This is a genomic window from Chloroflexota bacterium (assembly GCA_020161265.1).
In the GTDB taxonomy this organism is placed as follows: Bacteria; Chloroflexota; Chloroflexia; order Chloroflexales; family Herpetosiphonaceae; genus Herpetosiphon.
On sequence record JAIUOC010000010.1, the window covers coordinates 188,039 to 213,244 of the forward strand.

General features: G+C 49.8%; 25 protein-coding genes. 13 read left to right on the forward strand and 12 right to left on the reverse strand.

The features are described 5' to 3' along the window. Positions 1 to 260: 260 nt before the first annotated feature. Together LCH85_21845 and LCH85_21850 are read right to left on the reverse strand one after the other, a co-directional pair. Positions 261 to 1,376, reverse strand: a complete 1,116-nt coding sequence (locus LCH85_21845; GenBank protein MCA0354646.1) for a methyltransferase domain-containing protein — start codon at positions 1,374 to 1,376, stop codon at positions 261 to 263. Between the two features lie 71 nt (positions 1,377 to 1,447). Further along, complete coding sequence (locus LCH85_21850) at positions 1,448 to 2,014, reverse strand: DUF4256 domain-containing protein (protein MCA0354647.1); 567 nt, start codon at positions 2,012 to 2,014, stop codon at positions 1,448 to 1,450. A gap of 187 nt (positions 2,015 to 2,201) precedes the next feature. On the opposite strand from LCH85_21850, the gene LCH85_21855 reads away from it, so the two are divergent. From LCH85_21855 to murJ, 4 genes are read left to right on the forward strand one after another with little or no spacing between them, the layout of a single operon-like run. Further along, positions 2,202 to 2,636: a hypothetical protein gene (locus tag LCH85_21855; protein ID MCA0354648.1), complete on the forward strand. Its 435-nt coding sequence runs from the start codon at positions 2,202 to 2,204 to the stop codon at positions 2,634 to 2,636. Continuing rightward, positions 2,633 to 3,307 (forward strand): lipoyl(octanoyl) transferase LipB, encoded by a 675-nt coding sequence (gene lipB / locus LCH85_21860; protein MCA0354649.1) that lies wholly within the window; start codon positions 2,633 to 2,635, stop codon positions 3,305 to 3,307. Before LCH85_21855 ends, lipB begins: the two co-directional genes overlap by 4 nt. A 16-nt stretch (positions 3,308 to 3,323) precedes the next feature. Beyond that, the gene (locus LCH85_21865) at positions 3,324 to 4,040 is read left to right on the forward strand and encodes a PIG-L family deacetylase (GenBank protein MCA0354650.1); all 717 of its coding nucleotides are present in this window, start codon (positions 3,324 to 3,326) and stop codon (positions 4,038 to 4,040) included. After that, a complete protein-coding gene (gene murJ / locus LCH85_21870; protein MCA0354651.1) occupies positions 4,037 to 5,617 on the forward strand; it encodes a murein biosynthesis integral membrane protein MurJ in 1,581 nt (526 codons plus the stop codon). The genes LCH85_21865 and murJ overlap by 4 nt, the downstream gene beginning before the upstream one ends. Positions 5,618 to 5,665: 48 nt before the next feature. Here the strand turns inward: murJ and LCH85_21875 are convergent, their stop codons facing one another. Further along, positions 5,666 to 6,604 (reverse strand): GAF domain-containing protein, encoded by a 939-nt coding sequence (locus LCH85_21875; GenBank protein ID MCA0354652.1) that lies wholly within the window; start codon positions 6,602 to 6,604, stop codon positions 5,666 to 5,668. Positions 6,605 to 7,115: 511 nt separating this feature from the next. Here LCH85_21875 and LCH85_21880 point away from each other — a divergent pair. The 4 genes from LCH85_21880 (at position 7,116) to LCH85_21895 (ending at position 11,119) form a co-directional block, all read left to right on the forward strand. Next, positions 7,116 to 7,304, forward strand: coding sequence for an Rdx family protein (locus LCH85_21880; protein MCA0354653.1), 189 nt, complete (start codon positions 7,116 to 7,118; stop codon positions 7,302 to 7,304). 107 nt (positions 7,305 to 7,411) lie between these two features. After that, positions 7,412 to 8,365 carry an NAD-dependent epimerase/dehydratase family protein gene (locus LCH85_21885; GenBank protein ID MCA0354654.1) on the forward strand — a complete coding sequence of 318 codons (954 nt, stop codon included), beginning with the start codon at positions 7,412 to 7,414 and terminating at the stop codon, positions 8,363 to 8,365. Then, on the forward strand, positions 8,362 to 10,626 hold the full coding sequence (locus LCH85_21890; protein ID MCA0354655.1) for a histidine kinase: 2,265 nt from the start codon (positions 8,362 to 8,364) through the stop codon (positions 10,624 to 10,626). Before LCH85_21885 ends, LCH85_21890 begins: the two co-directional genes overlap by 4 nt. Beyond that, positions 10,619 to 11,119 carry a cyclic nucleotide-binding domain-containing protein gene (locus LCH85_21895; GenBank protein MCA0354656.1) on the forward strand — a complete coding sequence of 167 codons (501 nt, stop codon included), beginning with the start codon at positions 10,619 to 10,621 and terminating at the stop codon, positions 11,117 to 11,119. The genes LCH85_21890 and LCH85_21895 overlap by 8 nt, the downstream gene beginning before the upstream one ends. A 341-nt stretch (positions 11,120 to 11,460) precedes the next feature. Here the strand turns inward: LCH85_21895 and LCH85_21900 are convergent, their stop codons facing one another. The 3 genes from LCH85_21900 to LCH85_21910 form a co-directional block, all read right to left on the reverse strand. Further along, positions 11,461 to 12,030: an SUKH-3 domain-containing protein gene (locus LCH85_21900; GenBank protein MCA0354657.1), complete on the reverse strand. Its 570-nt coding sequence runs from the start codon at positions 12,028 to 12,030 to the stop codon at positions 11,461 to 11,463. 11 nt (positions 12,031 to 12,041) lie between these two features. Further along, entirely contained in the window at positions 12,042 to 12,593 is a 552-nt protein-coding gene (locus tag LCH85_21905; protein ID MCA0354658.1) for an SUKH-3 domain-containing protein, read from the reverse strand. A 99-nt stretch (positions 12,594 to 12,692) separates the two neighbouring features. Continuing rightward, complete coding sequence (locus tag LCH85_21910) at positions 12,693 to 12,959, reverse strand: hypothetical protein (protein MCA0354659.1); 267 nt, start codon at positions 12,957 to 12,959, stop codon at positions 12,693 to 12,695. A 433-nt stretch (positions 12,960 to 13,392) separates the two neighbouring features. Here LCH85_21910 and LCH85_21915 point away from each other — a divergent pair, with 433 nt between their 5' ends. Then, positions 13,393 to 14,304, forward strand: coding sequence for a DUF2892 domain-containing protein (locus LCH85_21915; GenBank protein MCA0354660.1), 912 nt, complete (start codon positions 13,393 to 13,395; stop codon positions 14,302 to 14,304). 94 nt (positions 14,305 to 14,398) lie between these two features. On the opposite strand, the gene LCH85_21920 is transcribed toward LCH85_21915, so the two are convergent. From LCH85_21920 to pth, 3 genes are read right to left on the reverse strand one after another with little or no spacing between them, the layout of a single operon-like run. Next, a complete protein-coding gene (locus LCH85_21920; GenBank protein MCA0354661.1) occupies positions 14,399 to 15,541 on the reverse strand; it encodes a GNAT family N-acetyltransferase in 1,143 nt (380 codons plus the stop codon). Between the two features lie 17 nt (positions 15,542 to 15,558). Further along, on the reverse strand, positions 15,559 to 15,915 hold the full coding sequence (locus LCH85_21925; protein MCA0354662.1) for an MmcQ/YjbR family DNA-binding protein: 357 nt from the start codon (positions 15,913 to 15,915) through the stop codon (positions 15,559 to 15,561). Then, a complete protein-coding gene (gene pth / locus LCH85_21930; GenBank protein MCA0354663.1) occupies positions 15,899 to 16,519 on the reverse strand; it encodes an aminoacyl-tRNA hydrolase in 621 nt (206 codons plus the stop codon). Before pth ends, LCH85_21925 begins: the two co-directional genes overlap by 17 nt. 93 nt (positions 16,520 to 16,612) lie before the next feature. On the opposite strand from pth, the gene LCH85_21935 reads away from it, so the two are divergent. Together LCH85_21935 and LCH85_21940 are read left to right on the forward strand one after the other, a co-directional pair. After that, positions 16,613 to 17,149 carry a hypothetical protein gene (locus LCH85_21935; protein ID MCA0354664.1) on the forward strand — a complete coding sequence of 179 codons (537 nt, stop codon included), beginning with the start codon at positions 16,613 to 16,615 and terminating at the stop codon, positions 17,147 to 17,149. A 79-nt stretch (positions 17,150 to 17,228) separates the two neighbouring features. After that, complete coding sequence (locus LCH85_21940) at positions 17,229 to 18,386, forward strand: methyltransferase (protein ID MCA0354665.1); 1,158 nt, start codon at positions 17,229 to 17,231, stop codon at positions 18,384 to 18,386. Between the two features lie 177 nt (positions 18,387 to 18,563). Here LCH85_21940 and LCH85_21945 read toward each other — a convergent pair whose 3' ends face one another. From LCH85_21945 to LCH85_21955, 3 genes are all read right to left on the reverse strand, one after another. Next, positions 18,564 to 19,010, reverse strand: coding sequence for a DoxX family protein (locus LCH85_21945; protein ID MCA0354666.1), 447 nt, complete (start codon positions 19,008 to 19,010; stop codon positions 18,564 to 18,566). 258 nt (positions 19,011 to 19,268) lie between these two features. Next, complete coding sequence (locus tag LCH85_21950) at positions 19,269 to 21,599, reverse strand: FTR1 family protein (protein MCA0354667.1); 2,331 nt, start codon at positions 21,597 to 21,599, stop codon at positions 19,269 to 19,271. 270 nt (positions 21,600 to 21,869) lie between these two features. Continuing rightward, positions 21,870 to 22,946, reverse strand: coding sequence for an EfeM/EfeO family lipoprotein (locus LCH85_21955; protein ID MCA0354668.1), 1,077 nt, complete (start codon positions 22,944 to 22,946; stop codon positions 21,870 to 21,872). A 259-nt stretch (positions 22,947 to 23,205) separates the two neighbouring features. On the opposite strand from LCH85_21955, the gene LCH85_21960 reads away from it, so the two are divergent. After that, positions 23,206 to 24,504 carry a hemolysin family protein gene (locus LCH85_21960; GenBank protein MCA0354669.1) on the forward strand — a complete coding sequence of 433 codons (1,299 nt, stop codon included), beginning with the start codon at positions 23,206 to 23,208 and terminating at the stop codon, positions 24,502 to 24,504. An 81-nt stretch (positions 24,505 to 24,585) separates the two neighbouring features. Continuing rightward, positions 24,586 to 25,176, forward strand: coding sequence for a GNAT family N-acetyltransferase (locus LCH85_21965; protein ID MCA0354670.1), 591 nt, complete (start codon positions 24,586 to 24,588; stop codon positions 25,174 to 25,176). Positions 25,177 to 25,206 lie beyond the last annotated feature (30 nt).

Here is a 25,206-nt window from a genome sequence, read left to right on the forward strand (position 1 = left end):
AGATTTTAATGTTTCGTTATCATCCTGCTAGCCACCAATTGTACTTTAGGGGGTGCAGGGGGATGAAAACACCCTGCGTTCCCCGCCTTGAGGCGGGGCGGAGGGGTGGTGAATGATTTAAATCACCCAGAAATTCGCGAATACACCATCCTGCCAATTAGCATGATCGTGCGCCACGAAAACGAGGTTTGGGGTGGCTAGCAACGATTCACGAAGTTAACCAAAAGCCCTGCTACTCGGCTGAGCAGCAGGGCTGAATTTTACTCCTCGGCGGGCAAGGGCGCTGGCACATAACGGCCTTCGACCTTCTCGGCCAGCACAAAATAGGGGCCAGTTCGCATCCAGCCAAATAACCATAAATCTAATTCCATCAGCAAGGTGATGGTATAGAGCGCCCAGTAAATCGGCGAAGTTGGGGTAAGGTGGCGACGCATCGCGCGGCGGGCCACAATTTCGCGCTGAGCGCCAGCCGAAGCGTTCACGGCCTCGTCGGTCAATACGGTTGCACTGGCAGCTTTGGCAGTTTTGCGCTTGGCAATCAACGATTCACCGAGTTTCATCAGCACATGCTCAACAAACGAGGTAAACACGCTATTCCAAAATACGACTTTGACGGGCTTCAAGCCTGCTTCAACCAAGGCCGCCTCAACATCGTCCCAAGTTTTGAGATCTTTGATGTGGTCGGATTTACGTCGTGCTTCGCGCTCGAAATCGTAGACCCCTTGCTTGACAAAGAATTTGCCCAAGCGCTTGGAAATATTGATAATTGGCTGAATTGGCGACATTTCGCGGGTATTCGAGAAGATCGCCACCCGTCCGCCAACTTTCAAGACCCGCGCCGTCTCGACCAAATAATCGTGGATAACATCGCGGGGAAAGTGTTCGAGCACATCGACCGAGAGCGATTTATCGAACGCGCCATCGACAAATGGCAAACGCCGCGAATCAGCTTGCGCTAATTCCATCTCGGCTAAGGCTTGGTCGGCGAAAAGCACCGCTGGATCGCTGCCAACCAGCAGCCCAACGGCATCGGCGTTCCATAAGCCAAAGCGCCCATTGCCACAGGCATTATCAAACACAATATCGGTTGGTTTAAGTTCGAGCATGCGCCGAATTTGGCGATGGCGCACGCCTGCTGCTAGCAATGGGGGAGCCATCTCTCGATAATCAAGCTCCTCGCCCATGCTTTCTTCTTCGGAAACATATTTTGAAATATAATCAAATTCGGTTTGTCGCGGCATTAAATCAATATAGCCCTTGTGAATGGGATATTCATTGCGGCAGCCAGCACACAACACATGCTCAGCATAAACCGCCAAATCCCGTGAATTACACGTTGGGCATTGCAACAACCGATACAGTTCACGTCCAACCATTGATTAACTAACCTTTCTATTGTCGCCGCAGATCTATCACCGCGAGCTTAAAAAACGAGTTTCTTGGTCATCTAGACTCGCAGCAAGCCGCGAAATCCGCGTGCGGCATAGTACGATTCGGCTCCATTGTGATAGACAAACACCTGGTTGTAGCGGCAATCGCCAAAAATTGCCCCACCAAGGGCGCGAATTTCGGCTGGGGTTTGCAACCAACTTGATGTTTTGGTATCAAATGCGCCGAGCGTTTGCAAAACTCGGTAATCGGCCTCGCTGAGCAATTCAATGCCCATTGCCGCTGCTATATCGAGGGCATTGCCGGTTGGTTTATGCTCTTTGCGAGCTTCCCAACTCGCCCGATCGTAGCACAGGCTGCGCCGACCTTTGGGACTTTCAGCAGCACAATCGAAAAATAGATATTGATTGGTTTGCGGATTATAGCCAACCACATCTGGCTCGCCGCCAGTCCGTTCCATTTCGTTGAGCGACCAAAGTTTGGCTGGCTGCACTATGAGTTTGGACTGAACCTCTGTCCACTGCAAGCCAGCATGGCGCTGCATATTCTGCTCAAACCGCACCAATAAGCTGGTCATCAGGTCATCGGATTGTTCAGGCGATAAGACTTCTAATGGATTATTCATATCGATCGCACCTCCGCTTAACTGCTTGGTGTGAATGAATAGGCATCAAATTAACTTGGCTAAATTTGCATCTAGCTAGCGTGCTAGTATAGCAGAAATTCGGCATTTGCTAGCGATTTAGGCCAGAATAACCCGATTGTGCTATCATGCTGGCTGAGCGTTTGTTCTCAAATTGTGAGTTTAACCTATGCCTGTTTTAATTCAATTAACCACTGCCGACCATGGCGGGCGGGTAGCCACTGGCAAATGTGGCACTGCCGAATGTGGCGTGAGTTGCAATTGTGGTTGCCCATATACTGCGATGGAAAGTCGTGGACGCACCGAAGCAATTGAAATCATCGAAGCCCAATATCCCAATCAATGGCTCGGTTTAGTCATTCCACCTGAAGAAGATGAGTTTACGCCTGAGCGAGCCATGTTAGTAGCCCATTCGCACGATGATAACGAAGTCTGGGATGCGATGAGCCGTGTGACCCATAACCAAGTGGTGCATGTCTATTTTAATGGTCAATACAACGCTGATTATGTCGATTGGGCTGATAGTCAACCCGCCAGTTATGGCAGTCGCTTGACCCAAGCCTCACCCTTCGGCGGCGAGATGATTAGCCTGATGCCACTATGACAAGCCAACAAACCCAACGTTTATTAAATGTCCAAATTTTGGGGATGCTCGATTACAACGCTGCGTGGGAATTGCAACGCGAATTAGTCAGCCAACGCAGCGCCGAAACGATTCCCGATACCTTGGTGTTGTTGGAGCATCCCGCCACCTACACGATTGGGCGCTCAGGCGGCTATGAGCATCTCTTAGTCAGCCCCGAAACCCTGCAACAACGTGGCGCAGCCTTGATCGAAGTTGATCGCGGTGGCGATATTACCTACCATGGGCCAGGCCAGCTCGTCGGCTACCCAATTTTGCAAATTCGCGATCATGGCCGCGATTTGCATCAATACTTGCGGATGTTGGAAGAAGTGATGATCGAACTACTGGCTGAATATGGGCTGAGTGCGCGACGCTTCCCTGGCTATACTGGCGTATGGGTTGGCGAGCGCAAAATTGCCGCAATTGGGGTGCGCTCGAACACCCGTGGCGTTACGTCACATGGCTTTGCCTTGAATGTAACCACCAATTTGGATGATTTTGCCGTAATTGTGCCATGTGGGATTCACGATTATGGCGTAACTTCGTTGGCTGAATTATTGCCAGTTGTGCCCGCCTTCAGCGATGTGCAACAACGGATTATTCGAATTTTCCTGCGCGTGTTTGATCTGCATTTGATCGAGCCTGTTTAGCCGAGGAACCGCAACCATGCCAACCATCCTCTCTGTTTGGGCGCACCCCGATGATGAAGCATTTGGCCCTGTTGGGGTGCTGGCCCAAGCCCATGCTGCTGGCTATCGCACGGTCATTATTACCGCAACTCATGGCGAACTAGGCCAAATTAGCCCTGAACTAGCGATCAATCCTGAGAACTTAGGATCAGTGCGCTTGGAAGAACTGCATCAAGCTTGCCAAGCAATTGGAGTTGATCGCAGCATCGTCTGGGATTATCCCGATGGTGGTTTAGCGTTGGCCAACGCCACCGAGTTGCGCGATAAGATTGTCGAAGTTTTGAACGCTGAGCAACCAGCCATCGTGCTGACCTTTGGGCCTGATGGAATTTATGGTCACCCCGACCATATTGCGATTAGTATGGCCACAACTCAAGCCTTTGCCCAATATATGGCTTTACACCCAACAATTGAGCAGCCGCGCTTGTATTATCAAAGCGTTGCCCCAAATAGCCCGCGCTCAGTCAACGCCGCCAGCAGCAATGAATATCCCGACCCATTGCCCGCTACCACAATTATTGATGTGAGCAAGTATGCCGATACCAAACGGGCGGCCTTGGAAGCCCACGCAACCCAGCGCCACGATTGGCAACAATTCCTCGACCAAGCCGATTGGTTTAATACGGTCTATCTCCATCGTGTGTATCCTTCGTTCGGATTGAACGACCAGCCAGAAACGACACTTTTTGCATGAACACCAAACTTGAAACGAAAGCCCAAACGACGGCTGGCCGCAGTATCGCGCTAGCCGCTTTGTTATTAATGGTTGGCAATTTTGCCAGCCGCATTCTTGGCCTTATCCGCGATAAAGTGATTAACCACAATTTTGGGGTGGGAGCCGAAACCAGCCTCTACTCGTTGCTCAGTGCTGTGCCAACCCAACTCTACGATTTTTTGGTTGGCGGTCTGGTCAGCGCGGCACTGGTTCCCGTCCTGACTGATTACATCGATCAGCACGATGATCGCGATCTTTGGCAGATTATCAACACCATTTTAACTATGCTGGCGCTGGTGCTTGGCCTGCTTGGCGGCTTGGTCTGGATTTTTGCTGAACCAATTAATCAGGTATTGGCCGCCAAAATTGTGGCCAGCTCAACCATGCTCAGTCTTGGCGTTTCAATGCTGCACTCGATGGTGATTGCAGTGGTTTTTATGTGCTTGTCGGGCGTGCTGACAGGCTTATTACAAGCCCAACGCCGCTTTTCATTGCCAGCGTTTACCTCGACAGTATTTAATTTGGCCTTGATTGTGCTAATTTGGTTTTGGCCGCAAGATGCGCGGGTATTAGGTTGGGCTATGGTTGCTGGGGCGTTGGCTCAAGTAACGCTACAACTGCCAGCCTTACGCGGTGCGCGTCTACGCCCGATGTTGCGTTGGCGACATCCAGGCGTGCGACGAATTGGCTTGCTATATGCGCCAGTTGCGCTTGGCATCAGCTTTTCATTTGTAGGCACGCTGATCGATCGCCAGCTTGCAGGCAGCATCGATCAACAATCGGCGGCCTATATGCGTAGCGCCACGACCTTTATTCAATTTGCGCTGGGCTTGGTGGCAGCAGCGATCTCGATTGCGATTTTACCAACCTTATCACGGCTCAACAGCGATGGTGATGAGGCTGGTTTTCGGCGCATTTTAGGCATTGGTTTAAAAGTAGTGCTGCTCTTAATTGTGCCAATGTTGGTGATTTTTGGCTTGCTCGGCGAAGCGGTGGTGCGCATTTTGTTTGAAGGTGGCAAATTTACCGCCGAAAACACGCGGATCACGGCATTGGTATTATTGGCTTATTTGCCAAGCATGCTGGCCGCCGCAATCGATCAGCCGTTAATTTTCGCCTTTTATGCCCGTAAACACACCTTATTGCCCAATTTGGTGCAAGCGCCAGCAATTGCTAGCTATTTTTTGGTGGCTGGTTTGAGCTATCGCGATTGGGGTATGTATGGCTTGATTGCTGGCAACGTGGCGCAATTAACCGTGCATGCCTTGGTGATGGCGGTGGTTGCGCATCGACGCTTGCGGGTGTTTGATGGTCAGGCCATGCTCCAAGCGAGCACCAAAATTGCCAGTGCTGCCTTGGTAATGGCCGCTAGTTGTTGGGGCATTCTACAATTGTTGCCGACAACGCCAAGCAAATTCAATGCGCTCGTGCTGTTGCTCGTGGCGGGTGGGGGCAGTAGCTTAATCTATTTGGGCTTATTGTGGTGGCTTAAACTCGATGCACTACAATTTTTCGGCGCAGCATTACAACGCAAATTCAAACGTAAAACTGCTTAAGTGCGAAATGGCGGAGCGTTAAGCTCCGCCATTGTAAAAATAACAAACTTATTTACGTCGAAAGGTATATTCGATGCCCTGTTGCAGCGTGCTGTAAGTCACGACGCTGCGCAAATCGAGGCCAACGCTGACGATCGTTTGGGCAATTTCGGGGCGCAAACCCGTCAATACCATTCGCGCACCGAGCAATTGAATCGCTTGCGAGGTTTGCACCAGCAACGATGCCACATAGGTATCGAGCACGGGCACACCAGTAATATCAAGAATCACAAAATCGGCGCGATATTTGCCGACACCAGTTAATAACGCCTCGGTCATCCGTTGTGCACGCTGCTGATCGAGCGCCCCAATCAATGGAACCACCAAGACCTGATCATTTAAAGGAATCAGCGGGGTTGAAAGCTCATCGAGCAACGCTTGTTGCAAGCCGATCAACTCGTTTTGCAAGCGCTCCCGCTCGCGAATATCCTGTTGATGGATGCGAATTTCTTGGCGCAATTTGAGTTCGGTCATCAACAATTCAGCAAATTCATGCAAAATATCCAGTTCATCAGCCGTCCAAACCCGTGGCTTGCCATCGATTACACAGAACGAGCCAAGCACATGGCCACCGCTGCGAATCGGCATGCCCGCGTAGCTAATCACGCCTAAATCGGGGATAGCCAAATTATCGTGAACTAAGGGATGTTCGCGGGCATCGGTCACAATTAATTCTTGGCCATTACTGACCACATGTTGGCAAAATGAATGGGTTAACGGCGTTTCGCGGCGCTCAGCCCATGGCTCAGCCAACCCAATATGGCTTTTAAAATATTGGCGATGATGTTCAACGAGCGAAAGTAACGACACTGGTGCTTGCAAAACTTTACTTGCTAAGCGGGTCAAACGATCAAAAGCTGGGTCGAAAGAAACATCAAGTAGCCCAAGCTCTTGCAATGTCTCGGTTCGTTCAGCATTGTTCAGCTGTGATCCTGATCCTGAGGACATATGCCAGACTCTCCACAATAAAAGCGTTATTAAAAACAGTACCAGAGTTATTAATATTCCACAATTGCCGAGATAGGGTAACCATGTGGGGGAAAAACCGAAGGATGAATTATGAAGGATGAGGGATGAAGATCATTTTTAACCACGAAGGACACGAAGGGCACGAATATTGGGTTGGTTGGCAACCTGGAATATCGTTAAGCAACCATGTACCTAACCTTGACGCTCTTCGTGGTTTCGTTCTTCGTGGATTACGCTGTAAGGCAGAGGTGCAGGGCGGATTTAGGATTCAGGGGCCAGCGATCAGGAGTAAATGCACAAATATAGGAATGAAAACCCTTCGCGTTCTTCGTGGTTCCGTTCTTTATGATCTTCGTTTCTTCGTGGTTCCGTTCTTGGGGCTACGGATCGGGCTATAATGAATGTATCGATTTATTGATTAAGGAGTTGATCGATGCAAATCACCATTACTTTTTGCATGTATTGAAACTACACCCCGCGTGCTGTCAGTTTGGCAGCCCAACTGTTGGAAATTCATCGGCAAGCGATTCAGCAATTGAGCTTGATTCCGGCCAAGGGTGGTTGTTTTGAAGTTGAAGTTAATGGGCAACTGCTCTATAGCAAACTGCAAACCGAACGCCACGCCGAAACTGGCGAAATTGAAGGATTAATTGCGGCCTATCTCGACCAGCAAGCCTAAAACGCTCCTGCCAGCCCATATGCGGCGTGCAGTGGGCTGGCCCATTCCACATAGCCAAATCCGCATGCTATAATCGCAGCCACGACATACTAATCAAGGAGTCTCCCGTGTTGGTTTTGATCACAGGTTCCAGTGGGCAGATTGGCACCAATTTGGCGCTACGCCTTCTCGCAGATGGCCATGAAGTGTTTGGGGTTGATCAACGGGTCAATACGTGGACAAAAGCCTTTGAGTATGTGATTCAGGATCTTGGTGCACCCTACCGCGATTTCCAAGGCGGCATCGGCGGCGTGCCCTATCCCAAGCCTGATGTTGTGGTACATTTGGCGGCCAATGCCAAAGTTCACGAACTAGTAACCTACCCTCATCGAGCGTTGGAAAATGTGATGACCACCTACAACGTATTGGAATACTGTCGCCATCAACAAGTTCCAATCATTTTTAGCTCATCACGCGAAGTCTATGGTGATATTCATCGCTACTTAACCGAAGAAGCCCAAGCCGATTTTGTCTATACCGAAAGCCCCTATTCGGCCTCAAAAATCAGCGGCGAAGCATTTATCTATTCCTATGCCCGATGTTACAACTTGCCCTATTTGGTATTTCGTTTCTCAAATGTCTATGGGCGCTACGATAATGACATCGAACGGATGGAGCGGGTAATTCCCTTGTTCATTCGCCGCATGCGCGACGGCCAACCTGTGACCGTCTTTGGGCGTGAAAAAACCCTCGATTTCACCTATGTCGATGATTGTGTCGATGGCATTGTGCGCGGAATCGAGCGGATTGTCAGTGGCCAAGTTGCCAATCAGACCTTTAATTTAGCCTATGGTGAAGGCAATACCTTGGTTCGTATGGCCGAATTGATCGCCGAGGCTCTGCAAATTGAAGCAACGATTAACGTGCAACCGTCAAAACTCGCTGGTGAAGTGACCTACTATGTGGCCAACATCGGGCGAGCACGCCAACTCTTGGGTTACACGCCCCAAGTTGCTTTAGCCGATGGTTTACGGCGAGCAGTCGCGTGGAACATTGCGTGGGATGAGGAACAGCGGCGATGACTGAACGATCACGGCAACGCGGCCATCAACAGCTCCAAACAATGCGCAGTAAACGGATTCAGGCGCGGCTCCTAGCGCTCTCACGGGTCATGAACGATATTATGAATGTTGATGATCCAGCGCGATTGATAACCGCTGCCAGTGCCAAATTGCGCCAGGTTTTAGCTGTTGAGGCCATTGCAGTGTGGTTTTATAGTCCTACTTCACATCGTTACCTACTAAGCCACTTCAATAATGCCAACCACGAAGATTTTAGTGTCGATGATCGCGAGGCCTTAAGTGCTTTGCAAGTGCGCAGCGGCGAGGCGCTGGCTGGGCGCGTGGTCAGCGAAGGTCATGCGATCAGCGCCCGCAACGCCGACGAATATCGCAGTATGTTTGGCGCATTGGGTCGCCGCCGCGAGGCCTTGTTCAATCGCTGGCGAGCACTCCTGCCAATTTCGTTTCAAGTAACCGGTTTCACGCTGGGCGGCAATGGGCGGCCCAGCGGCGTGATTGAGTTTTTCAGTAGCAAGCCCAACATCAATGCTAACTCGGCAGTTTGGTTGCAACCAACCCTTGATCAGCTTGGCTCGTTGTTGCAGTTGGTGCGCCAACAGGCCGATGCCCGTAGCCAGCGCCGCCGTTTGGCCGCCCTCGATGCTGTCGTCACCGCGATCAGCACATCTTCCGACTTGCCCGACCTGTTAAATGTGGCACTGTTGGTGGTGATTGAGGTGGTCAGCGCCAATGGTGGGGCGATTTGTTTGGCCTCGCCTGGTGGCCGCAGCATGACTTTAGCGGCGCAACATCAACTTCCGCAACGCGAGGCTTTGCTCCTTGGTTCGAGCCAAGCCAATAGTGTTTTGGAAGATGTGGTGTATTATGGCCAGCCAACCTTGCGCCCAGTGATCAGCACCAGCGATCTTGGCGAGGATATTATGGGTCGCGCCGCCATGCCCTTGCTGGCTGGTGGTACAATCGTCGGGGTTTTGGTGTTATATGGCAATTACCAAACGCTCTCGAATAATATCGATTGGCCTTCGCTGGTTTCGATGGGTTCGCAAATTGGCATCGCGATTGCCAATACCCGTTTATACGAAGAAAGCCAACGCGAACGCCAACGGCTGGGCACGGTGATCGAATCGATCGCTGATGGCGTGGCAATTTGTAATGGCGTTGGCGAATTAATTTTGGCCAACGAGACCGCAGCGGGCTTGGTGGAAATTTCAATTCTGCCAACCTTAGCCACCAGCAGCGAATCGGGCGCACGCTACCTTGATGGCACGTTTGTCGAAGCTGATATGCTGCCATTTGCCCGCGCTTTGGCTGGCGAAGTGTTCCGCGATTATCGTTTAATTGTGCCAGGCAGCCAAGATCAAGATGTGGTGCTGAGCTTCAGCGGTGCACCGTTGCGTCGTTCAGTATTGATTGATAGTACTGAAACATCGTTTGATGGCGCAGTCATCGTGTTTCGCGATATTACTGAGCAACGCCGTTTGGAAGAGGCCAAGGATGAGTTTTTGGCGGTCGCTGCTCACGAACTGCGCTCACCACTGGCGGCAATCAAAGGCTACAGTGATTTGTTGCTGCGCCGCGAGTTGAAGCAAGCCAGCGAAGGCCGTGATTTGCGCGGCTTTATCACGCTGAGCCAACAAGTCAACATTATGGTGCAGTTGGTCGATAATTTGCTTGATGTTTCACGAATTGATGCTGAGCGCTATACGATTCAGCTTGATGCGGTTGATTTGGGTATCTTGCTTGATTCGGTTGTGATGCATGCACGCCAAACTGCCAACAATCATACCCTACACTTTGAGCAACTCAACCCTAGCGTCGTCTATGGCGATTCGCTAAAATTGCGCCAAGTTGCTACCAATTTTCTGACCAATGCAATTCGCTATAGCCCGCAACAAACCAACATTTGGGTCCAAGTGTTTAGCGATGAACAATTTGGCTATGTTCAAGTTGATGATCAAGGGCCAGGCATTCCACAAGGCCAACGCGAACGTTTGTTTGAACGCTACTACAGAGTACCGGGGATTCGTCGCACCGGATCAAGCACCGAAGGCTTGGGTTTAGGCTTGTATTTATGTCGCGAAATTATTACACTGCACAATGGGCGAATTTGGGTTGATAGCGCTCCGAGCGGCGGCGCACGCTTTTGCATCGCCATCCCGCGCTTTATTCCTGAAAAACATGAAACCAACACAACCCAAACCACCCTCGATCTTGATGCCTTTTTATTCTCGCCCCAACCAGGCCGGAGGAACGATGAATAGTAGTGTGATTGCAGTATTACGTCGCGTCGATATTTTTGCTGGGCTGAGCGACCTTGAGCTAAGCCAAATTGCTCAATTGTGCAAAGTTGCCAAGGCCAAAAAAGGCCAAATTATCTTCCGCGAAGATAGTGACGGCGACGATTTGTATGTGGTTCACGATGGTGCGGTGGAAATTCAAGTCCAAACCCGTGGCTCCGACGGTCAACATCGTTTATCAACGATCAACACCGCTTACGAAGGCCAAGCCTTTGGCGAAATTGCCATGCTTGGCGGCGGCAGTCGTTCGGCTACAGCGGTTGCTAGCATGAATCCAACTACCTTGTTAGTGATCAACGGGCCAGAACTTTCGACCCTCTGTGACACTAACACCGCGATTGGCTATCGGATTATGCGTAACTTTATCAACGATATGATCTACAAACTGCGCTCGGCCTCGTTGCTGCTGCGCGGGCATATCAAATGGCAAGATAATCAACTGAGTCAGATTGATTAGTCCAAGTTGATAGTTCGCCATCCTTTCGACCCTTCGTCGGAGGGAAATATGGGAGGTGTTGCTTTTCAAGGGTAGATTTGATCACCACCCTTCCGTCCCGCCTCAAGGCGGGAGACGCAGGGGGCTTTAATCCCCCTGCACCCCCTAAAAGTACAATTGATGATAACCAGTGGTTGATTGATAAACTTCAAACTGGGAGTTAATTCCTTATTCTTAGCGCTCTTCGCGTTCTTCGTGGTTTCCGTTACTTCACCTCCTTCGTGTAGCTTCGTGGCCTTCGTGGATCAAATCTGTGGTACGCAACTTGCGATAGTGCTCGGTAGATTACAATAGCCTGCTAGTTAACTAGTTTGATATGACGATTGATTTGGCATATGATCCATAATTAATAACCCAGCATAAAGAATGTTTTCTATGGCCTGCTCAAGACTTGCTCCTAGCATACTTAATACTGGAACATTAGGAAGCTTCCAATTAAGCCGATTAAATACCCATTGGCCCTGCATAATAGAACCATTCGACAACACAAAAAGCGATGCTTTACTCTGGGTTGGGTAGCTGACTTGGCCAATTGGGGCAAGCTGTAGGCGCGTGTGAAGGATGTAGGGATGCGTTTGCCAAATCGTTGCTTCTGTTAAGGCTCTCGCACAAGAGGGATCAATGGTAAGCTCAATCTCTGATGCAGTCCATTCAAATATACCAGCGAGTGTATCTGTCAATTCAAATGCCGTATCATGCCAAGGTGCAGTCGTGAAAGTATATCCTCCATAGGTTGTTAATATGGCCTCTGCCGCTGGAAACAGCGGATAGTGGTTCGTTGACAATGCAGTGAGCCATGGGGTAAGATCGCGATCAAGCGTAGGTTCCCAGTTAGAATCGGCCATAACCGTTTGAAGAACAGATGGAAACATAGATTTCGCTCCTAGGGATAATAATAATAAATTGCTTGTTCAATAAGCCTATTAAGCCCACCACTAAGCGTTTGACCAACGAGCCGCAACATTGGCTCCCGACTATGTTCCCCCGGAACCCCATAAAATTTCCCAAGTAGTATCAATCCATCGGCAGATAACAAGATTGTTGCATCGTTATCATAGGAACCAATAGGGCAAATCTGCCGTTGCTGCCGCTTAATGAATGGATGCTCAAGCCAATATGGAGCTGCATCATCATCACAGTGCTGTGCATTAGCTGGAATAAAATCTTCAAACAGCCGATTGCGATCAAAAATATAGGGAATTCTATGGTGATAATAGAGTGGGTTTTCATCTGCTGGAGGAACAGCGATCTGCGTTGTTAAACCTCCAAAGCTGGTCAAAAAGGCTTCAGCCAGCGGAAAACAGGGATAGTTCGCTTGTCGAATTGCCGCGATATGTGCCGAAGGATCAACCTGGCGCGTCGGAGTCCAGCCAAAAAGCTGGTAACAGGTCGCTGCGATCGGGGTTAACTGAATATTTAAGCTGTCATTAGGCATCAATTTCCCTCAATTTAATAAAGTAGCGCGTGGTTTTAGCATAGGCAACAACAAAAGGCTGTGAATGCTCAACTCGAACATTTTAATTTTTGAACTTGTTTAATCAGCCTCAAATGAATTAATCTCCTTCCCTGCTAGAATGTCACGAATATCGTCATGGCACTCAAAGAAATCGTGCATAACATCCATGAAAAACGCAACATCAATGGGATGGGCGGGAGGTGCATAGCGATCATGATAAAGACGATGAAACAGGTAAAAGCGAACCGCAATCAAAAATCGGCGCGTAATCTCATTTTCCTCACGCCGAATCGCTTCATCGAATGCCTTTCCATTGACCGTAAATTGGCGAATATCACGTGGCATAATAGCCTTCCATCCTTGTCTTTAATCAGTAAAATACTCGATTCGATGCCCGCATATCTGATCATAGCTTAACTTTGAATAATAATCCCATCACAATAAGCCCAATGCTATTGCCTACGGTGTAATTGTTTATTGAATTGACGTTTTCTCTCACCCCAACCCCTCTCCCGCTGCGGCTGGCAGGGGCTTTTGCTTGGTGGTTACCCCCTCGCTTGCTTGGCAGGAGATGGGTTGAGGGTGAGGGCATGCTGGCCGTTGTTCATGCTATCAACCATTACAAATAGCCAATACTTCGCGCTCTTCGCGTTCTTCGTGGTTTCCGTTACTTCACATCCTTCGTGCAGCTTCGTGCCCTTCGTGGATCAAATCTGTGGTACGCAACTTGCGATAGTGCTCAGTAGATTGCAATAGCCTGCTAGTGAAGGAGTTTTGTATGGCTACTGAGAAAAATGTGCATCAAACTGAGCGCTTGCTTTCGGTAGCAAGCGGCAGCGCTTTGGTTGCGTTTGGGATTATGCGTCGCCATTTGCCAGTCAGTTTGGCGGCGATTGCTGGTGGTGCGCCGCTCTTATGGCGTGGCCTGACTGGCCATTGCCCAGCCTATAGTGCGCTCAATATCAATACTGCTGAGCAAGCTACTGAAGCCATGTGGAGCAAGCCCGCTGCCCCAGCAACGCCACGGATTCCGATTCCTACCAACCATACTAATGCCGATCAGGCTGGCGTAGACCATGCTAAGGCGATCAGCGTTGAACAGACAATTACGGTTGATCAGCCAGTCGCCGAGGTGTTTCGCTTTTGGGGCAATTTTGAAAACTTGCCTAAATTTATGCATTACCTCAATAGTGTCAAGATGTTTCAAAATGGCACGAGCCACTGGGAAGCCAAGGCTCCGCTGGGCTTGAGCATTTCGTGGGATGCGGAAATAGCTGATGCCAAACTGAATGAATATATCGCTTGGCGTTCGTTGCCCAACTCAACATTGCCCAATCAAGGTCGAGTTGAATTTAATGCCTTGAGCGATGAGCAAACCGAAGTGCGCGTGCAGCTTGATTATCAACCACCAGCAGGCGCGATCGGCGAGGCTGTTGCCAAATTGTTTGGCAACGATCCCCAAAAGGCGATTGCCGAAGATCTTGAACGTTTTCGCAAGGTCATTGAGGATGAAGCAGAGCGCACGGCGGTCAAGGCCAATGCTGTTGGCGAAAAGCCCAATGCTAACGACCCTGAATATAGCGATAAGCTCAAGGTTGAAGCCAAAACTAACAAAGAAGAATCGCTTGAGAATGAAGATAAAGCGGTCGATACCAGTTTTCCGGCTAGCGATCCGCCAGCAACTTGGTAGTAATTTGACTATCTGAGGCGTTAAGAGCAGTGGCTATGCTCGTAGCCTTTGCCTTGCAATACGGGAGCAACCAACAGGGTTGCTCCCGATCAATTTAACTAAACTTTTTTTCGTAAATGCGATAGGTTTTGTAGCGCCGCCCACCTAAACCAGCAATTGTATTGTTCATCACATCATTATTTTCAAGAATCCACGACATTTCGGCGGTATGATAGCCACGCTTGAGGCCAGCATTGCGCACTTCACGATAAAAGACTGCATCGATCCCACGCCGCCGATATTCGGGCAAAACCCCCATAATCAACACCCGCATCTGGTTGATCTCGCGCTTGCGCCGCAGCATGGTAAGCCAGCCAAACGGCAATAAACGTCCATCACTGTAGCGCAGCGGAATATTAATATCGGGCACGGCGATCAGTAAGCCGACCATGCGCCTCTGATCTTCGGCCACAATCATCACTTCGGGGTCGAGAAACGGCTTGAAGCTATAGGCCAAATGGCGAAATTCAGCCAAGGTCATATGAATTGCACCCCAATTGTTGGCCCAAGCCTGATTGTAAACGTGCCAGCCCGCCTCAACTTCTTCGGCAAAACGCTGCATATTCAGTTTGCGAAAGGTTAAGCCAGTTTGAGCTTGGGCCAAGGCTGCCACCCGCTCGATTTTCGCCCCCCGCCCTTTTTCGGCATAACTGCGCTGATCGACGATCCAGGCGTATAAATCGATTGCCTTGCCAAAACCTTGGTGCTCGATATATTCAACATAACGGGCTGGATTATAGGTCATCATCATCACGGGGGCTAGCTCAAAGCCTTCGATCAGCAAGCCACATTCATCATTAATCGAAAAATTCATGGGGCCACGAATCGCTTTATAGCCGCGATCACGCACCCAAGCGCAAGCAATTTGCAGCAATGCAGCGGCAGCTTCGCGGTCATCGAGCACCTCGAAAAAACCAAAAAAGCCAATGTGCTCGTTGTGGGTGCGATTATGCAGAAAATTGATGTGAGCCGAGATCGTGCCAACAATTTCCGTGCCACGCTGCGCCAAAAACAATTGCACATCGCCATGGGCAAAAAAACCGCCATGTTTGGGGTTGAAAAAGCGTTCGCGTTCGATTAACAAGGGCGGAACCCATAACGGATCGGGGTTCGCGCCGCGATAGACCTTCCAAGGAAAATGAATAAATTGTCGCCGCTGGCGGGCATTACGCACTGGTACAATCTGCAACGGCAGCATTAATCAACCTCGAAATCTTAGGCTTTGGCTTTACGCCGTTTTGGCCGGACTAAATCATAGGAATGGGCGATCAGCGCCAAACATTCATCGTCGGGCACGCTGCCATCAAGCACAATTGTGTTCCAATGGCGCTTATTTAAATGATAGCCAGCCGTAATCGCTGGATATTGTTCGCGCAACATCTCAGCCCGATCAGGATCGCATTTCAGGCTAATTTGGGCTGGCTCACTGCGCACAAGTAGGGCAAACATTTTGCCGCGCTCATCGCCAATTTTAAACACCAATGGCTCAATTCCAAATGGATAATCTTCAATCGCGTCGTCAAGGCTCAAGCAATAGCTGCGAGCTTGGGCATAATCAACGTGGTTGCTCATTGGCTGGCTCCTTTGCTTGGTCTTTAATTTTCTTGGGGGCTTCGCCATTGACGGCATTCATGGCTTTGGTCACGCCATCACTCAAGCACAATTCGCAGGCCTCAACTGCCCGATCGTAGAGTTTTGGCAAGGTGTCGCGTTCGGCAGCATTCCAATTGCCGAGCACAAAATTAATCACTTCCCAACCTTCAGGTGGGCGGCCAATGCCAAAGCGCAAACGGGCAAATTTTTGGGTTCCCAGCAATTGAATAATCGAATTCATGCCACGCTGGCCACCAGAACTGCCTTGATTGCGCAACTTGATCGTGCCAAAAGGCAGATCTAAATCATCGTAAACCACCAATAATTCACTGGCTGGGTCGATTTTGTACCAATTGACGAGGCCGACAACCGATTTGCCACTATCGTTCATAAAGGTTTGCGGGCGAGCCAAGGCCACTCGTTGACCATTGACCAAGCCCTCGGCAATCCGAGCATCGGAGCGCTTGCCATCGAAACTTAAATTATGGCGACGGGCAAACTCGGCTACGCATTGAAAGCCCACATTATGCCGATTATTCAGATATTTCTCACCTGGATTGCCCAGCCCAACAATTAAAAACATGACATCCCCACGACAGGTTTGGTTAAAATCGCGATATACTACAGGCAATGCGCCGCCAATGGCGCAGGCTGAAGCATTGTACCATAGGGAAGTATGCGCATTCTACGATTTCTGTTTGTGGCACTAGCGCTGCTGGTGCTCCTGCCCAACCGCGCTTTCGCGGATAATCCAAACGAGCAAGTGTTAATCGACGAGGTTCGCGGAGCGTATCGAGTTGTCGCCACACTTGCCCCAAATCCACCAGCAGTTGGCGAGGCACTTTTGCGGGTTGTAATTACCGATGCGATCTCGGGCCAACCCTCGCCACTTAATTTGGTGCAGCTATATGCCGCGCCCGATAGCATTGGCCGCGAAGAATTATTTACTATGCTGCCGGAAAATCAAGATCGCAACGCAGGCCGCTATACCAGTGATCGACTGCGTTTTACGATCAGCGATCAATGGACAATGCGCTTAGTGCTAGGCGCTCCTGAAGGCGAGATGGTTTTTACCACCAAAGTTCAAGTCGATTCGGTGTTTAAGGAGATCGGCGAAGCAGCAGTGATTGCCGTTCCTGCAACCTTGGTCGGTTTGGCGGTGGTCTTTATCGGCTATAACATTTGGCGCAAAAAACGCCAAGCAGCCAGCTAAATCCAGGCCAATTTTTGGTGGCGCTAGGCTACTCAATACCAATTAAGTACGTTTTAGCGTCGCCACATTGAGTTAATCCATGCAACTAACACCAGAAAATTATCATGAGCAGTTGATCGCGTTGGTGTTAACTGACGATTTTGTGCGCCTGACCATGAGTGGCACTGCCCGTGTTGCTGATCTACGTTGGCAACGGGTGGTGGTGCGGCCTGTGCAATTGAAACAAGGCCGCGCTTGGCAAGCAGCTTATTTTGATCAGCGCCAAAATATCACCAAAAATTACTCAATTGAGCAAGCCAGCAGCGCTCTCGGCGAGATTATTGCGATTCCGCTGAGCAATATTACCCTGGAAACCACCAGCGAACGGATCCAAATCCAACGCAGCAAAAAGGGCAAAGTGATTATTAGTCGGGCACGCAATCAAGCGGCGGCTCCAGATTTGCGCCATAACCACGTTAAAGCCTTGTCTTTGCCCAGCGATCGCCCTGATGCCTATTTGCAAAAAACTGGCATTATGACCAACGATGGGGTGATTCGTGCCAGCATGAGCAAAAAATACACCCAAATCAACGAATTTTTGCGGGTGTTCGATGAGCTTGATCTCAAGCCCAGCCCTGAGCAACCGTTGCGAATTCTTGATGCTGGCTGTGGCTCGGCCTATTTGACCTTTGCGGCCTATCACTATTTGGTCAACATTCGCGGCTTAGCGGCGGTAGTGATTGGGGTTGATTCAAACGAGTATTTAATTGCTAAATGTCGCGCTCAAGCAGAAGAATTGGGCTACACCGATATGCAATTTATCGCCATGCCCTTAGCCGATTGGCAGTCTGAGCAGCGGCCTGATGTGGTATTTTCGTTGCATGCCTGCGATACCGCCACCGACGATGCCTTGGCTTTGGCAATTCGCAGCCAAGCCCAAGCAATTTTGAGCGTGCCTTGTTGCCATAAACATCTGACGCATCAAATTCAAGCTGAGGTGCTCAACTCCATGTTACGCCATGGCAGCATTCGCCAGCGCACCGCCGATTTAGTGACCGACAGCCTGCGTGCCCAACTGTTGCGGATCAATGGCTATCGTAGCGAGATTATTGAGTTTGTTGATGCTGAACAGACTGGGAAGAATTTAATGATTCGGGCTATGCGTAGCAAAAAACCTGATTCCAAAGCCCTAGCCGAATATCAGGCACTTAAGCAATTTTGGGGTGTAACGCCCTATTTAGAGCAGTTGTTGGGGTAGGGACGAGGGCACAAGGATCAGGATTCATAAACCCAAAACCTCGTGGTGTTGGTTGGAGCATTACTTCCAACCTACCACGAGGTTCTTTCAACCCACATTTGGGAGTTTCAAGGTTTAATTGAGCTAGGGGATTCAAGCGCGACAATTGCGTGCCCGCTCAATCGTTATCTGTAGTTTTTAGGCGCGGGCAGTAATTTGGCGGCCAGTCAAGCGTGGGCTGAGCAAGTTGTCAAGCGCCAATGAGCCTGAGCCAAGCAGCACCAAAGCCACGCTAGCAGCGATCAACGCCAACACATATTCGTAGCCACCTTCGCGTGATGAGAAGCCAGCATCTAAGTGTACGGTAACCAAAGCCACAACCATAGCGATTGCTTCAGCCACTGCAACATAACGAGTAAACAAGCCCAGCATCAACATAATCCCGCCAATCAATTCCGTTGCAATCAACAAAATTGCCATAAAGGTTGGCGCAGGAATCCCAAGGCTAGTCAAGAAGCCAGCAGTTCCCTCAATCCCGCCATTGAATTTATCCAAACCGTGCATAAAGAAAATAAAACCAACGACAATCCGCAAAATGGCGATGCCAAAACCTGGCTTATCAAGTAATTTATTGATGCTTGCCATGACCGTTTGCTCCTTTCAAGTAGTGGTTGATTAGACTGCGCTCACTATAAAGCTAGATAGTCCGAAACAACGTCCTTGCTCACGTCCCAAAGGTCAATAAAAGATTAATAAACGATGAAGTAGCGATGAAGATTAGCCAAAATGGTTAATTTTTGCAGATTAAATGCCAATTTTTGCAGCTCAAATCCGCACGGCTTTAAACCAAAACCCCTCGCTTGCTGTGGCAGGCGAGGGGTTGGGGTGAGGGGATTTTTCTATTTATTTGGCGGTCGCACTTTGGCGTTTGACGGCAACCTCAGTTTTGCGATGTTGCAAGTGCTCAGCAATCACATAGGAGCCAATAACGAATGCTCCAGCCGCAACTTGGGCCGCAATACCTTCCCAGGTCGCATAGAAGCCCAGCCACATATTGGCCCAATATGGGATTTCAAGGCTGCGAATTGGGTGCAGTGGCATCCAGCCAACCAATTGCATAATGTGCATGGTGTTGCCAACCATAATCAACAAGACTGCGCCAATCATCACCCCAGTCACGATTAGCATCTTCTTATGGGGCAATTTAGCTTGCAGCCCAAAGACCAGCACGCCAACCAAAGCGGTGCCACCAAGCCCCATAGCAACGCCCGCTAACACCACTTGGGTGCTGGCTTCGAGCACGAGTGCTTGTAAAAAGAGTACAGTTTCAACGCCTTCACGGTAGATACTGGTAAAGCCCAAGGTGATCAAACCGAGCCAAAGCCCAGCCTTGCCACCAATAATTCGGCGCTTTTGGGCATGAAAGTTGGCCATCCAGCCAGTCCAGTAGACTTTGTGAAAAAACCAGTTGGTGATTAGCAACAGCACGGCGATGGCAATTAATGAAACAATCGCTTCGATCTTTTCTTGATCGCCACGCCGAATCAGTTCGTTGATCAAGCCACGCGCCAGTATCCAGGTCAAGGCAGTTGCGAGCATGGCGAGGGCTGCACCGATCCAAATTGGTTTGCGATAGCCACGTTGTTCGCCAACTTTGAGGCTTGCCAACAACGAAGCCAAGATCAACACCGCCTCTAAGCCTTCGCGAAACACAATCACGGCGGCGCTGGTTGCCACTGCTTCGGGCGTGCTAGAACCACCAAGCGCATCCTGAGCTAAATCCAATTGTTTATCCAAGGCTTGGCGGCTAGCGCGAATATCGCTGAGCGACGCTTTTTGGCGAATCAATTCGGCCAAGCCAGTGAATTCATCTTTACCATACCAAAACAGGTTTTCAATTGGCGCTTTATATTCAGGGGCAAACACAATCAAACGCGCTTCAGGGCCAGATTCCAATACAGCGTAGGCTTCTAAACGCGCCGATTCGGCGAGATCATATTGGTCGCCAGCCACCGCATTTTCCATCTGATCAAGCATCGAAGCGATTACATCGAAATCACCTTCAAGGCTGGATTTTTGCCACTCGGCGGGCATAATTTCCGCCAAGGTTGTAGTAATGTGATCAACTTTGGCTTGAACCGCATCTGGTTCGGCCACGCTGGTGCGTTGAGCGGCAGCAGTCAAAATCGTTTCCAATTCGCGCAGATCGCTGGCGACTTGTTGAGTTTTATTAGGATCAATCGCAATCAACAGACTTTCGAGATCGCTAAAGGCAGCGGCTGCGCCATTGCGAAAGGTCGTTGCTTCTTGAATTTCGAGATCCAGCGTAACTTGGCCGTTGCGCACGCCTCGTTCATATTCAACTGGCACTAAACTTAAGAAACGGCGTAATTGGCCAGCACGGCGCACTTGCTCCGATGGGCTAAGGGGAGCCGCCCGAAAACCGCTCAGCGAGTCTTCAAAGTTGCCGATTGCCGCTTCAAGCTGCTGGTTGCTGAGGGCTGCTTGGCGCAAACTTTCAGCATTCGCCAAAGCCGCATCGACCTGATCAGGGTGCTGGCTGCGATAAGCTGGCTCTAAAATAGCGAAATAGCCTTGAATCGCTGCCCCAGCCTCGGCCTGCTGAATTAAATTGCCTTTTTGGGCGGCGCTGCGTAAGGTGCGCAAACTCTCGTTAAGCTTGGCCTGATAGGTATCCAACAAATCGGCATCAAGGGCAGTGCGGGCATCGGCGGCGCTATAGGCTGCTTGTTTCCATTGCTCGATTGCCCGAGCAGCATCGCCGTTAGGTCGCGAAAAACGAGTAGCATTGCGAAATTCGCGCACCGGCAGCCATTGCAGTGCTTGCTCTGGTTTGCCATTATCGATCGCTTGACCAACAATCGCATAACTGGCCTTGAGCAAATGCGTCCAGAGCAAAGCCCGTTGTTGGGCAAATCCGGCGACATCTTGGTTTTCCAAAGCTTGGGCTAAATCGACCCAGCGTGTGGCGATTTCGGTCGCCTGTTGCGGAGCTAAATTGGTTAAATCTTTAGCCAATGCCTGATCATACAAGGCTTGGGCTTGGTTAAGCAGACTTTGGGCTTGGGCAGGATTATTGGTAAGAATTAATTGGGCTTGCACCAGCAGCGAACGCACCGATTCGCTGGCTTGGGCTGGTGATGGTTCGGCTGCCATGGCCGACCATGGCAATAAGGCGACGACCAACGCCAGCAAAAAACGACGCAACCACATACAAGCTCCTAAAAATGTGATTTGCTGCTGCTCACGACGGGCAACAGCATAGTAAACCGACAAAGGACGTGACCTGTATGCCAACAGTTCACGCCCTTTGCTCCTTAAGTTGCTTGATGGAGGGACGCACACCCAGCTCCATCAACCTTGCTCCGTCGCAACCTCTTGCTCATTGATAGCATAGATATAACTGTGGTGTAGCCAGCATATCTATTGTACGAGGATTTGTTAATCCGTTCGCGAACCTATGTTATGCTGAGAATAATCGACTTATTCGCTGATTTTAACATTCAAGCGAGCTGCAATTTGGCTGACTTGGCCCGTAATTGCATCAGCACGGTTTTGGGCTTCAGCACCAAGCAAATCGGATTCTTCAGCGGTAAAGCGTTGGCCAGCTTGTTCTTTTTTATAAACATCGGCCACAAAATCGCGCAAAGCTTGCAAATTGGTTTTGATTTGGCGATCTTGGTCGGCATCGAGCGCGGCAACTTTGGGGCTGAGGCTATCGTACACCACTTGCAAACTGCCCAAAATATCGCCAATATCGGCCAAACGTGAGATAGCCACAAAATCGCGTTGGGTGCTGCTATCGCCAGCCACAAAGCGCGAGTTCTTCCACGAATCGAAATATTCGTTCATGGTTGGCACCATCACAACCAAGGCGCTAAATGCATCGGTGTCGGTTGGTTCCCAAGCTTTGGCAGCAGTATCAAGCTCGGTCGCAGTGGCTTTGAGCTTTTGGGCTGCGGCCAACAGCACATTGGCTTCGGGCAACGATTCGCCAAATTCAACTGTGCCGTTGCCATTGATATCAGCCTCAACATCGGTGATACGGAAGGCATCGTAAGTGCCCCAGAGCGTGCTTTCGGTTACGCCAAACAAATTACCAGGTTTGGCAATCGTGCGACCATCAGCCAAAGTCAAATCATAATTGACCACGCTATCGCCGCCTTCTTCTGCCGAAGCACCAGCGTCAAGCGTCACATCGAAATCGGCCAAACTGCTTACGCCTGCAACGATCCCTTCCATTTGCTCGTAGGTAGGGCTGGATTTCAACCAAGCGGCCTTGGCATCGTTTAATGCAGTGCCAACATCAGCTTGTTTGCTACTCCAAAGGGTCGCATAATCGAAATTGGCAGCTTTCGCCAAATCATAATAGCGCTGACTGGCGGTTTCCAAAGCGGTGGTGCTGGTGATCAAATCGCCAGTTTTGCCCAAAAGATAGGTTTTGATTGCCCCAAGTTCGCCAGCAGCAGGTGCTTGGGTCGGTTGAGTGGTAGGAGCAGTTTCAGCGCCACAGCCAGCGAGAACTGCCACAAGGGTTAATGCACAAAGCCAACGATACATGAGCCAGAAACCTCCAAATGCCAAAGCATGTAGTTAAATCGGTTAATACTGAAAAAACAGTTTTTATTGTGATTGGCAGAGTATACGTCGCGCTATTAGTTCTGTCAAACGAGAATGATTCTTAGATTTAGCTGATTAAATAGAGCTAAACATGCTTCAAGCTATCGGCTAGACAATGGTACAATTTGTGATAATACAGCGCTGTTGATTCAGATAAACATACGCTGTAGCTATTCTAGTTTGAGAAAGGAACAATTGAATGCTAAGTGACATAGCCAGCGAGCTAGGAATTGTCTTGGTATTGCTGGTTGCCAACGGGGTTTTTGCTGCATCGGAGCTAGCCATGGTTTCGGCGCGGCGTTCTCGCTTAGAACAACAAGCCGCCGATGGCGATCTTCGGGCAAAGAAAGCCCTGCAACTCGCCGACCAACCTGATCGTTTATTAGCCACGGTTCAAGTTGGCATCACATTAATTGGTACGTTTGCAGCAGCTTTCGGGGGCGCTAACATTAGCAAGCCCTTTGCCGAATACCTCAAAACGGTTCCTGCGCTCGCTCCCTATGCCGATTCAATTGCATTTACGGTGGTTGTCTTGCTCATCACCTATCTTTCGTTGATTATTGGTGAGCTTGTGCCCAAACGCTTAGCATTGCTCCATGCCGATGCGATTGCCCGTAATTTAGCGCCGCTGCTGGCTTGGCTTTCGTGGCTGACCCGACCAATCGTTTGGGTCTTGACCACTTCATCAACCTTGATTCTGACGCTGATTGGTCAGAATAAACAACCAGATTCCAGCGTAACCGAAGATGATATTTTGTATATGACTCGCGAAGGTCGGGCTGGCGGCACGGTCGCCTTGCACGAAGAAGCGCTAATCTCACGAGTATTCGATTTTTCGGATCGTACAGCCCGCATGTTGATGACCCCACGGCCCGATGTAGTGGCTGTCAGCGCTAACACTCCCTTGGCCGAAATTACGCGAATTGCGGTTGAACATGGCTATTCGCGCATGCCGGTTTACGAAGGTGATTCGCTTGATCGGGCGATTGGGACGATCTATATTAAAGATGTGTTGCCTTCGATGCTGGGCAACGATCAACGCCAATTGCGTGAACTGGTGCGCCCGCCAACGTATGTGTTGGAGCACGAACCAGTTTCCAAGATGTTGACCTTGTTTCGGCGCACTGGCTCACACATGGCTTTGGTCGTTGATGAATATGGCCAAATTGCTGGGATTTTGACCCTCGAGGATGTGCTTGAAGAATTGGTTGGCGATATTCGCGATGAATATGATTCCAACGAAGAACAAACCATGGTCAAACGTGATGATGGCTCATGGCTGATCGACGGCTCGGAATCATACGAAGTGATTGCAACTCGCTTGAGTATTCCAATTAATGATGATAACGACTTTGTGACGATTGCTGGCTATGTGTTGAACGAACTGCATCGTTTGCCCAATGTTGGCGACCATGTGGCTTGGGATGAATACGATGTCGAAGTGATCGATATGGATGGTCGGCGGATCGATAAGGTGTTGATCAAAAAACGCGCCTAAACTGCTTAATCGACAATTGAGCAATGACGAAGCTCCTTGGAGTTTCGTCATTGTTGTTAATGAGCCTAGATTTGAGGTAGTATGCTTGATTTAGCCCGTGCTTTAGCCCAATTTCCTGTGTTGGAAACCGAGCGTTTAGTGTTACGCCAGCCCTTGCCAACCGACCGTGATGCAGTCTTTGCGATTATGGCTGATCCACAGGTGATTCGCTATTTCGGCCAATTGCCGATGGAATCGCCGGAACAAGCCGAACGCCGTTTGCACAACATTAGCCAATCGTTTGAGCAAAAAATCGGTGTGCGCTGGGCGATAACCCTGCGTGAAACCGGCGAATGGCTTGGCTCAGGTGGTTTTTGGCGTTTTATGAGCGAACATGCCCGAGCCGAAATTGGCTACGAATTGGCCCCAGCGTGGTGGGGCAAAGGTATTATGGTCGAGGCATTGCAGGCCATGCTCCAATTTGGCTTTGCAATCCTCAACTTACATAGCATCGAGGCGCAGATTCATCCACTTAATCATGGTTCGCGGCGGGTGCTCGAAAAACTTGGCTTTCACCAGGAAGGGCTGCTACGCGAAAACTACTTCGATTTAGTTGAGCAACGTTTTACCGATACCGCAGTGTTTGGCTTGTTGGGAGCTGATTGGCGCTTACAGCATGGTTTAAAAGATTAAGCTCAGTTAAACCAAAGCTTTGACTTTTTA

Coding starts and splice junctions, on each gene's coding strand:
- LCH85_21920 (MCA0354661.1), bottom strand. CDS start 15,541: ATGCTGCCGTTGCAGATTGTACCAGTGCGTAATGCCCGCCAGCGGCGA.
- LCH85_21925 (MCA0354662.1), bottom strand. CDS start 15,915: ATGAGCAACCACGTTGATTATGCCCAAGCTCGCAGCTATTGCTTGAGC.
- LCH85_21905 (MCA0354658.1), bottom strand. CDS start 12,593: ATGCCTAATGACAGCTTAAATATTCAGTTAACCCCGATCGCAGCGACC.
- LCH85_21910 (MCA0354659.1), bottom strand. CDS start 12,959: ATGCCACGTGATATTCGCCAATTTACGGTCAATGGAAAGGCATTCGAT.
- pth (MCA0354663.1), bottom strand. CDS start 16,519: ATGTTTTTAATTGTTGGGCTGGGCAATCCAGGTGAGAAATATCTGAAT.
- LCH85_21865 (MCA0354650.1), top strand. CDS start 3,324: ATGCCAACCATCCTCTCTGTTTGGGCGCACCCCGATGATGAAGCATTT.
- LCH85_21890 (MCA0354655.1), top strand. CDS start 8,362: ATGACTGAACGATCACGGCAACGCGGCCATCAACAGCTCCAAACAATG.
- LCH85_21935 (MCA0354664.1), top strand. CDS start 16,613: ATGCGCATTCTACGATTTCTGTTTGTGGCACTAGCGCTGCTGGTGCTC.
- LCH85_21960 (MCA0354669.1), top strand. CDS start 23,206: ATGCTAAGTGACATAGCCAGCGAGCTAGGAATTGTCTTGGTATTGCTG.
- LCH85_21955 (MCA0354668.1), bottom strand. CDS start 22,946: ATGTATCGTTGGCTTTGTGCATTAACCCTTGTGGCAGTTCTCGCTGGC.
- LCH85_21915 (MCA0354660.1), top strand. CDS start 13,393: ATGGCTACTGAGAAAAATGTGCATCAAACTGAGCGCTTGCTTTCGGTA.
- LCH85_21850 (MCA0354647.1), bottom strand. CDS start 2,014: ATGAATAATCCATTAGAAGTCTTATCGCCTGAACAATCCGATGACCTG.
- LCH85_21950 (MCA0354667.1), bottom strand. CDS start 21,599: ATGTGGTTGCGTCGTTTTTTGCTGGCGTTGGTCGTCGCCTTATTGCCA.
- LCH85_21900 (MCA0354657.1), bottom strand. CDS start 12,030: ATGTTTCCATCTGTTCTTCAAACGGTTATGGCCGATTCTAACTGGGAA.
- LCH85_21965 (MCA0354670.1), top strand. CDS start 24,586: ATGCTTGATTTAGCCCGTGCTTTAGCCCAATTTCCTGTGTTGGAAACC.
- LCH85_21895 (MCA0354656.1), top strand. CDS start 10,619: ATGAATAGTAGTGTGATTGCAGTATTACGTCGCGTCGATATTTTTGCT.
- LCH85_21855 (MCA0354648.1), top strand. CDS start 2,202: ATGCCTGTTTTAATTCAATTAACCACTGCCGACCATGGCGGGCGGGTA.
- lipB (MCA0354649.1), top strand. CDS start 2,633: ATGACAAGCCAACAAACCCAACGTTTATTAAATGTCCAAATTTTGGGG.
- LCH85_21945 (MCA0354666.1), bottom strand. CDS start 19,010: ATGGCAAGCATCAATAAATTACTTGATAAGCCAGGTTTTGGCATCGCC.
- LCH85_21940 (MCA0354665.1), top strand. CDS start 17,229: ATGCAACTAACACCAGAAAATTATCATGAGCAGTTGATCGCGTTGGTG.
- LCH85_21845 (MCA0354646.1), bottom strand. CDS start 1,376: ATGGTTGGACGTGAACTGTATCGGTTGTTGCAATGCCCAACGTGTAAT.
- murJ (MCA0354651.1), top strand. CDS start 4,037: ATGAACACCAAACTTGAAACGAAAGCCCAAACGACGGCTGGCCGCAGT.
- LCH85_21875 (MCA0354652.1), bottom strand. CDS start 6,604: ATGTCCTCAGGATCAGGATCACAGCTGAACAATGCTGAACGAACCGAG.